Below are 8,245 nucleotides of genomic sequence, written 5' to 3'. Positions count from 1 at the left end.
CGACGCCACCTGTCCACCGATCAGCGGCAAACAAACCCAGGATGCGTCATGAATAAGCCGGGCTAGAGAGGAATAATCGGAAATCAGATCATGCTCTGTTATTTCCACGATGATTCGCTCAACTGGAAAGTCAACAAGAAGCTGTGCCATCCCGGGACTTGCAATGTTCGCTGGCGACGCGTTGACGCCCAAGTACATATCGGTGGGCAGATAGGAAAGCGCGGTCAAGGCCGTCTGTATCGCGGCAAATTCCAGCCTGGTTCCGAGGCCAACCTCGGCGGCATCTGAAAACCACTCGTTTGGAGGGCGTGACGGCAAAGCTGAAAAACGCGCGAGGCACTCGAAACCGGCTAAGGAGATGTCCTTTAACCGGTAGATCGGCTGGTATACGATCGAGAGTTGGTCCTGATCGATCATCGTCTCGATCGACACGATCTTTTTCTGTCGCTGTTGTTCTGCGACCAGATCGCTTTCGAGCAATTGAGCCGCAATCGCGGCGAAAGCCTCCATCACACTCAGATCGCGCTCATTAAGGCTCGGGTCGCGCATGTAGCTGAAGCAGCAGAAAGTCCCATAAACGAGCCCGTTTGATAGTCGAATCGGCACGCTCAGGTGCGCTCCTACCGGGAGTTGTGACGTAGCTGGAATTTGCATCGCCAACGCAACTTTGGCCGTGTCTGGTATGAGCTTCGGCAGGCTCCCATCGAGCACATACCCGCAATAGCCGTTGTAAAGCGGGTCGGACTCTCCTACCCGGATAGGAACCAGCCCGTCTCCATCAACGTGACGAAAGAGCCTTTTCCCGCCCGAGACCTCTGATATGAATGCTACGTCCATTCCCAAATGGAGGCGGACCGCTTTCAGGATCATTTCGATCTGCGCCGGAATGTTTTCTGATGGAGGCGCATCAGGGAGCGTCGTTGCCGCGAGTTCCAAGGCAAAGTTTCGCATGGAAAAAGCTTCACTAAAACCAAAAGGTCCAGGAATACGTTGCCGAAGTTTTTACTATTTGTGTTCATCTGAGTAAAGGCCAGACGCGCCAGGTCTTGTGCAGATAGTCAATGGAAAGTGAGAGCGTAGAGCCGCTCGGATTGGGTGACATCAACTTTTGCGAGCCCGGGGATGAGCAGGCGGATGAGAACGATGAAGGCAAATGCTTTGTGCGCAGGCGATTGATTTGTCCTAATCCTTTGCCAGCCTTCAGCATCTACCCAGGCCATGCGAGGGTCCGCTCCCCCATCCAATGGCGCGGCCCCCAAGCCCGGGGTGCCATCGGGCCGCTTGACAATGTCGATTCTGCAAGCCGGACCTATTCATTTTCGGGAAGGCACGGCGCTCCAGATGAACACAGCCGCGACCGTTGCCGCTCCTAACCTTTATAGAGTTGTCGCGACTCTATGGGATGCTGGCTGATACCGCAGCTTGGCCGTGGAAGCTAGGCAACAGCAGTCGGAGCGTCCATTGCCGGCTACCCGACGAATGGCTGGAACCGGAAAAGTGCGCGCAACTGGCACCGCAAAAAATTCCCCGACCGGACCCCGGCAACGACTACACGCGTCCGGCGGTTTCGTTCGGAAGCCATCGTGGGGCAGAGATTGTTGCCGAGCGACCAGGCGATTCAGAGGCGCGGCTTGGCCAATCTCATCGCGCGATACTTTGCTGCCGCAAGTCATGAACGATGATATATACCGGCTACTCGCCAAGCTGACCGAGAAGCAGCGAAACCCAGCTGGGATGACACCTGCGGCGTGGACGGCGAAGACGGTACCCGTCGGGTTGATCTCATTGAACCGCTTGAACTTCAAAAGTCATCCGGCTGGACATCAACGCAACACTCGAACGGCTGCGCCAAGGGACCTCTCAATAGGTGACGGTCACCATGATCGTGTCGGTATAGACTCCCGGTATCGGGGACATTTGCGCCGGAATACGTCCATAGATGGTAAAGGACTGCGCTTGCCCAGTCCCGGTGCCAGACTGCGTGCCGTTAGGAACGGTTTCGTCCCCCCAGGGCTGGCTCCGCGCGGCGTCCTTGTACAATCCGTACCTTATGGTGGTGGCGCCATTGCTGATCAGCCGCGCTGTCGGCTGGGCATTGGCCAGTCCACCATTGAGCCCCACCGTGTAACTCGCCCCAGACGTACAAGTCACAGCGAGATCGCCAGTGGAGTCAACGGCAGTGTCAAGAATTCCGATCGTGCCGAAGCTCACGCTGGAGGCTGAAACAGAGCAGCTAACCGTCTGGGCGGCGCTGTCTCGAGCAGCGGCTGAAGACAAGACAAGGACGATCCAGAAAAACTTGCGCATCATGGGGTCTCCTCGGTTGTTACGCACGCAACGCCTGCGATGCGGGTCTGCTCACCCGGCCGCCGTTCATAGGTAAATGTCGCGTGGCATACGCCACCATCAGGCTTGGCAATTGTCACTCGGTTTTCAGTCGCGAGATTCTGGAGATAGGCTTCTCCGTCATAGCCGACTACGAAGTCCTCGCCTCCTGCTGGGGTCTTCCCCACTGATCCAACCGCCAGCGGGTCTCCGTTCTCGTCGCGGAAGCTGACCAGTGCAGTTGCCGTCGTCGTGGAGATTCCGAAATCCACCACCACAGCCGCATGCTCCCCCGGCACGGCGACATGGGAGGTGGCCGCAATCTGAGCGTCTACCGGAAGGCTCTTCGGATCGATGGAAATGCTGTTCGGCTCAAAGGATCGTAGATTTGGAATGATGAGCCTACCACGCTGACCGGTCTTGCCCGCCAGTCGGTTTTCATAAAACACGTCAACGCCGGGCGCACCCGCGTCGACAACTGCGAAGGCATCATCAATGCGATTGGTGATGAAAATTCCGCCGCCGGCAACCGCAATGGCGCCTTCCAGCTCCGCCGAGGCGCGGACACCATTCTCTCCCCTTTCGACGTCAGCCTTGATGCGTCCGGCAGAAGAGCGGTAGCTCACTTGCGCGTCGGCTTTCAGATTGTCGCCCAGCGAACCCCTGAGGCGCCAGCCGATGCTGCCAGGCTCCAGCGATTCCGTTTTCGCAACCTCGGCATAGCCTGCATAGCCGCTCGCTTCCCGGGTTGCGTCCGAAGACGCCGTCACCCCCCCGCCGAGAGGGACGGAAAGACCGATGAAGGCGCCGAACCCTTTATGACTGTCGAGATCCGCAAAGGCATTGGCATGGATAGACGCGCCGCCTGGCAGTGGCCGGCCGAGCGAGAAGCTCCCGACTCGCCGTCTCTCACCCCGCGCGTCAGTCAATTCGGTGTAGCTGAAGCGCAACGAGGTCGGATCGAACTTCAGAGGAACACTGATGGCGATCTGTTTCAAATCCTTGGGCGGCCTTGGATCGATGATGCTGTGCTGGCCCTCCGGCATCAAGGCGGTTACGGATGCGATGTCCTGGTAATCTCCGAAGGTCCGTTGAAAGCGGCCGAACAGCGAAAAGTGAGCGAAATCCAATTCGACAGATGCGCTCGCCTGCGCCCCGACGGCGCCTTCGGTGTGACTGGCCGCCAAGGCGGCAGATGCAACACCCCATCGACCCAGGCCCCAACTGGCGCCGGCGCCGCCATTGGCAAAGCCATTGCCGCCTTCGAAGTGGGCTTCCCCCGTGAGCGAGTCCAGAAGGCCGTAACGCAGGCTGAAGGAGCCAAACGGGGAGTGATAGTAATCGAAAGATCCCGTACCATAGGATCGACGCGGATAGCCGACTTCCGCCGAAAAGTCGAGCAGGCCAGGGCGCAGCAGATTCGAGGAAACGTAAAACTGAACCTCCTCGGTACTTTCGCGACCCTCGGCATCACGCACCACAATCTGGGCCGTGCCGGGACCGGTGACGATCGGAATGTCCGTCACCGTAAACGGCCCGGCCTGTACTTCGCCCGAATAGGTTTTTGTATTGTTGGTGTATATCTCCAAAGTCGACGGCACCGCAGCGCTGCCCGAGAAGGTCGGGAGGGGTAAGGTAACCAAGTCGGACCGGAGGCCGAAATTGCGTTGCACCTGCGCGCCAGCTAACCGAACCGGCCTTGTCCAAGCCAGCCCTCCCGAAATCATATCGCCGACGCGATAGGTAACGAGCCGGTTCGGATCGGAATATGACCATGTCGTATCCAGCCGGGTAGATCGATATGCTGCATCCGGTGTGAACCGCCCGATGAAAGAATTGGAGAGCACGCCGAGCGGGCTGACGAGGCGGGCATCGAAAGACCCTGAAAGACCTTGGAACCGATGGAAATCGGCGGTGGAGCCAGTATCGGTAACAGCGGCAGCAAACAGCGAGTAATTCAGAACACCGCCCCAGCGGGCTTCGACGGGAGGGCGGTCCTCGTCCGCCCCGCTCTGCGACTTCGCGCTCAGAACCTTAGCGGCGCGAGCCGAATCGTCCGCGGTGAAGCGAATTGTCTGCGCCATTTCATCATACTCGAAACTCATGCCGGCGAGGCCGGCTAGCGAAACCAGTCCGTCTGCGCCTATCGCCTGCGGGTCGGGGGCGATACCAACCGCCTTCAGTTCCTCCGGAGCCGCGGCGAACGTGCCGTCCGCACGCTGCCGGAAAGAGCCGATCAAATTCGTGGGCTCGCCGTTGATGAATACCTCTAGATACAGATCCCGATCGGTCTTAACGACTGCCGCTTTCGCCAAATCAGTCTTGCCAGCTTCCTGTGCTCCGGCTGGCTGCAGAAACCAGGCTGCCGCGAAAATAATGATCGCACGGCTAGCGGACAGATGCGTTGGCATCGATCTGGCCAACATCGCTTGTAGCCTCGACTGCCACCGTTCGGCCGACGCGTCCAAAATTGAAGGACCAGGTCTTGACTGATCCCGCCAGAACGTAACCGACGAGCCCTTTGCCCAGCAGGGTGGGCTTACCAGAACCGCTCCTGAGCGAGAGATCGGACAGCCTAATCCGACGTCCACCGGAATTGCTTGCCGTCACCTCCAGATTTCCGCCGTTCCGCCTGATACTCCAGGATAGCGCCGGCGGCGCTTGATCCGGCGGCGAAAAGAATACCGGGATCGAGTAGCGCATCACCAGCGCGACCGACGTCGTGCCCCGCCGACTCGGATCGGGCAGTTGGTCGATTAAAACGCGGTAGCTCTCCTCCTTTGACACCGGCCGTTTCGAGACACGCGCGATGCGCACAAGCAGCTTGCTTTCCCCTTTCAGCACCGTGGCGGGCGGACTGGCCACAACATCCGATGTCGGTTCGAGCCGTTCGGCGCCGTTGACCTGACTCCAGCGAAAGACCCGGATCTGCACATTGACCGGGCGCTTTTCCTCGTTGCTCAGGGAGAGAGTGGCGGCGGCACTTGGTGCGACCAGCTCCAGCCCCACAGGAGCGACGCGGAGCGAGGCGGCTTCGGCGGCGGACCAAGCCGCCGCCAGCACCGCGAAAGTGCTCGCGATAATAAGACGCATTTCTCTTTAGACCCCTAATATGTGACCGTTACCGTGATCGTGTCGTTGTACGTGTCCGGCTTTGGCGCCGTCTGCGCCGGAATGCGGCCGTAGACGGTAAAGCTCTGGGAAGAACCAGTACCCGTGCTGGCAACGGTATCGGTGCCGACAGTGTTGCCCCAATTTGTCGTCCGGCCTGAATCACTATAGAGGGAATAGGATAGGGTAGCCGGCGAGGCACCTGCCCCAGTCATCGCGCGAGTGGTAACCGTCGCGCCGGTTGCTGTGCCGGCGTTAAGGCCGATGTTGAAGGGCGTCGTGTTGGTGCACTTCACATTGATCGCACTCGTCTGATCGACATTGGCCGCTAGTGCACCGATAGTCCCGAAGGCGAGCGCGGAAGCGGAATTGATTACGCATTCCGCCGCGACCGTCGCCGAAACACCGAAAGTGGTCGTTGCCGTCGCGGCAAACGCCCCTGTCGACATCGATGCCGCCGCAGACGCAGCGGCAATTAAGCAATATTTTCTCATCACTGGTTCTCCACTGACTTTTCATGTCCGGATTATCCGGACACTCCCATTTGAATGTCCGATTCGAATTAACGACTGGTAAATTTGAAGTGCTACTTGTAAGTCTGGTAAATAATTGATCGGTATTATTATGATCTAGGGCGGCTCCATTGATGATTAGCAATGTCTAACGTAACGCTTCCGGCTACCGTGATGTCGGGGCGCTGTCGTTCGGCATGCGCCAACGTGATGCCGCGCCTGTCGAGGAACAGCCACACCGTTCGAACGAAGAGCCACGCCCCCACCCCAAGACGGGCCGACGGCCTCTTGGCAAATTCCCGCCAGGTGAGGTCGGGCGTCTCCTCGATCAGGCCGAGGATAAAGGCACTATCCAGTCAAGCTTCGAACGCGGCCTTGCTTGCTGGCGACCATCCTTCTCGTTTCGCGTCCGCGATCGATCTCATCATGAAAAGATATGCTTTCCGAATGCCTCAAGCGGTTCGGGTGGCGGCAGGGCCGATCCTGGCGGCCAAGGGAGCAAGCCTGCGGACAGCCACCGGCAGGCGGCTCGCTCTCGCCTCTGGCACGCGGGTTGGTAATGGAGGCGCATATCTTGGAAATGACCGCGATGAGCGCTCCGCTCGAAGATGTGCGACCACCTCATGCGCCTCGTCGAGGCCCAGTTGACGGGAATATTCGGTTCGGTCTTGCTGCTAGACAAGGACGGCAGCCATTTACGGCACGGCGGCGCGCCGAGCTTGGCGAAAGACTATACCACTGCCATCGACGGGATCGCCGTCGGCCCCAAGGTTGGGTCATGTGGCACCGCCGTTCATCGGCGGGAGCTAGTCATCGTCGCAGACATCATGCAGGATCCGCTTTGGGAAGACTACCGCCAGGTGGCGGCGGCCTACGGCTGTCGTTCCTGCTGGTCGACCCCGATCCTGTCCCATCAAGGCGCCGTGCTGGGCGTCTTTGCGATGTATTCGATGAGGATGCGCGAACCGAACCGAGGGCGAGACCCGCCTCATCGATTTCCCGACGCGCATTGCCGAGATCGCTATCGAGCGCAAACTGGCCGAAGACCAGATCCACTTCATGGCCGACCGTGATGTGCTGACAGGGCTTCCAAATCGCGCTTTGGTCGAGGACCGGGTCTCGCAGGCTCTTCTATACGCCCAGCGATACGAGCGTTGGGTGACGGTGGTGTTCACCGACCTCGACAATTTCAAGCTCGTCAAATGACACACTAAGAATTAGTGTGCTCCCCTCGGCCTTGGCCGGCTGCTTCCTGAATCGAGTCCTGGGATGGGTGACGAGCGCGATATTCGGCGGCTACTATGCGCTCAACCCGGCCAAGACCGCGACGAGCGGCCGGTCATCGGCTCCTCAGTTACTGGACAATGATTAAGGCACTTATGGACGAAGGCGAAAGTTTACTTTTTCCGAATTTTTCCCATCCAAACTGGACACCAAGGTGTTACGCCCCGGCGCTTTGCTAACGGAAGTCGAATGTACTGTCGGTTTGTCTCAAATCTAAGCGATCTGCTCGCGGGAGATCTGTATGCCTTTGGCGGTCCATCGGCCAAAGAACCGGTAGCCGCTAGTGGTTTACGCCTGACATAAGAGTCCGGCTGGGGATTCTCTTTTGTGAGTGCGCATGCGAGTCTGGCGCATGCGCACAGGAATATTCCTCACCGTTTCTTCGATTGATCGTCAGCGTCTGGGCGCGCTGATCAGAGATCGCAATGCGCCGCACGTTTGGCGCGCCGAGATCATTCTGTTGAGCAGCGACGGCGTGGGCACCGTCGAGATCATGCGGCAAACTGGTAAGTCCAAGACCTGCGTGTGGCGCTGGCAGGAGCGCTTCGCCGCGGAAGGCTTCGAGGGACTGTTGCGCGACAAGACGCGCCCCTCGCGCATTGCCCCACTCGGACCTGAAGTCGCCGAGCGCGTGGTGGCACTGACGTTGCAGGACCCGCCTGGCGAGACGACGCACTGGACCGCCGACATGATGGCGGCCGCGGCCGGCATCAGCGCCAGCGCGGTGCGCCGCATCTGGAAGGCGCACGGGCTGCAGCCCAACCGCTGGCGCCAGTTCAAGCTCTCCAACGATCCGCAGTTCGTCGACAAACTGCGCAACGTCGTCGGCCTCTATGTTGATCCGCCGGCTCACGCCATCGTGCTGTCGGTCGACGAGAAGAGCCAGATCCAGGCGCTCGACCGCACCCAGCCCGGCCTGCCCATGAAGAAGGGTAGGCTCGGCACCATGACCCATATGTGGACGTATATGGACCCCGCCCGATTGCAACAGGTCGGCTAGATCAAGATCGTCG

The 8,245-nt window shown here is 59.3% G+C and carries 8 protein-coding genes and 1 pseudogene; 3 read left to right on the top strand and 6 right to left on the bottom strand.

Annotation, left to right across the window (positions count from 1 at the left end; all coding sequences use genetic code 11):
* The 6 genes from DH08_RS30380 to DH08_RS30355 all read right to left on the bottom strand — a co-directional run.
* Positions 1-951 (bottom strand): sensor domain-containing phosphodiesterase (locus DH08_RS30380; protein WP_192182933.1); only part of this gene is annotated, 951 nt, incomplete at its 3' end.
* A gap of 107 nt (positions 952-1,058) precedes the next feature.
* Positions 1,059-1,220, bottom strand: a complete 162-nt coding sequence (locus DH08_RS30375; RefSeq protein WP_192182932.1) for a hypothetical protein — start codon at positions 1,218-1,220, stop codon at positions 1,059-1,061.
* Positions 1,221-1,860: 640 nt separating this feature from the next.
* Positions 1,861-2,307 (bottom strand): Csu type fimbrial protein, encoded by a 447-nt coding sequence (locus DH08_RS30370; RefSeq protein ID WP_192182931.1) that lies wholly within the window; start codon positions 2,305-2,307, stop codon positions 1,861-1,863.
* Entirely contained in the window at positions 2,307-4,736 is a 2,430-nt protein-coding gene (locus DH08_RS30365; protein ID WP_192182930.1) for a fimbria/pilus outer membrane usher protein, read from the bottom strand. The genes DH08_RS30370 and DH08_RS30365 overlap by 1 nt, the downstream gene beginning before the upstream one ends.
* A complete protein-coding gene (locus tag DH08_RS30360) occupies positions 4,714-5,418 on the bottom strand; it encodes a fimbrial biogenesis chaperone (RefSeq protein WP_192182929.1) in 705 nt (234 codons plus the stop codon). Before DH08_RS30360 ends, DH08_RS30365 begins: the two co-directional genes overlap by 23 nt.
* A 14-nt stretch (positions 5,419-5,432) precedes the next feature.
* Entirely contained in the window at positions 5,433-5,930 is a 498-nt protein-coding gene (locus tag DH08_RS30355; protein ID WP_192182928.1) for a Csu type fimbrial protein, read from the bottom strand.
* Between the two features lie 641 nt (positions 5,931-6,571).
* On the opposite strand from DH08_RS30355, the gene DH08_RS36710 reads away from it, so the two are divergent.
* From DH08_RS36710 to DH08_RS30345, 3 genes and pseudogenes are all read left to right on the top strand, one after another.
* Positions 6,572-7,021, top strand: coding sequence for a GAF domain-containing protein (locus tag DH08_RS36710; RefSeq protein ID WP_246801076.1), 450 nt, complete (start codon positions 6,572-6,574; stop codon positions 7,019-7,021).
* Positions 7,008-7,154: a diguanylate cyclase domain-containing protein gene (locus DH08_RS36705; RefSeq protein ID WP_246801074.1), complete on the top strand. Its 147-nt coding sequence runs from the start codon at positions 7,008-7,010 to the stop codon at positions 7,152-7,154. The genes DH08_RS36710 and DH08_RS36705 overlap by 14 nt, the downstream gene beginning before the upstream one ends.
* A gap of 430 nt (positions 7,155-7,584) precedes the next feature.
* Positions 7,585-8,187, top strand: a pseudogene (locus DH08_RS30345) (IS630 family transposase); the annotation flags it as partial.
* Positions 8,188-8,245: the final 58 nt, after the last annotated feature.

It is taken from the genome of Mesorhizobium amorphae, from assembly GCF_014843845.1.
Lineage (GTDB): Bacteria > Pseudomonadota > Alphaproteobacteria > Rhizobiales > Rhizobiaceae > Mesorhizobium > Mesorhizobium amorphae_A.
This window is presented reverse-complemented; position numbering and strand designations above follow the sequence as displayed.

Excerpts from the sequence above, each read along its gene's own strand:
- DH08_RS30360 (WP_192182929.1), bottom strand. The coding sequence starts at position 5,418 with ATGCGTCTTATTATCGCGAGCACTTTCGCGGTGCTGGCGGCGGCTTGG.
- DH08_RS30365 (WP_192182930.1), bottom strand. The coding sequence starts at position 4,736 with ATGCCAACGCATCTGTCCGCTAGCCGTGCGATCATTATTTTCGCGGCA.
- DH08_RS30375 (WP_192182932.1), bottom strand. The coding sequence starts at position 1,220 with ATGGCCTGGGTAGATGCTGAAGGCTGGCAAAGGATTAGGACAAATCAA.
- DH08_RS36710 (WP_246801076.1), top strand. The coding sequence starts at position 6,572 with ATGCGCCTCGTCGAGGCCCAGTTGACGGGAATATTCGGTTCGGTCTTG.
- DH08_RS36705 (WP_246801074.1), top strand. The coding sequence starts at position 7,008 with ATGGCCGACCGTGATGTGCTGACAGGGCTTCCAAATCGCGCTTTGGTC.
- DH08_RS30355 (WP_192182928.1), bottom strand. The coding sequence starts at position 5,930 with ATGAGAAAATATTGCTTAATTGCCGCTGCGTCTGCGGCGGCATCGATG.
- DH08_RS30370 (WP_192182931.1), bottom strand. The coding sequence starts at position 2,307 with ATGCGCAAGTTTTTCTGGATCGTCCTTGTCTTGTCTTCAGCCGCTGCT.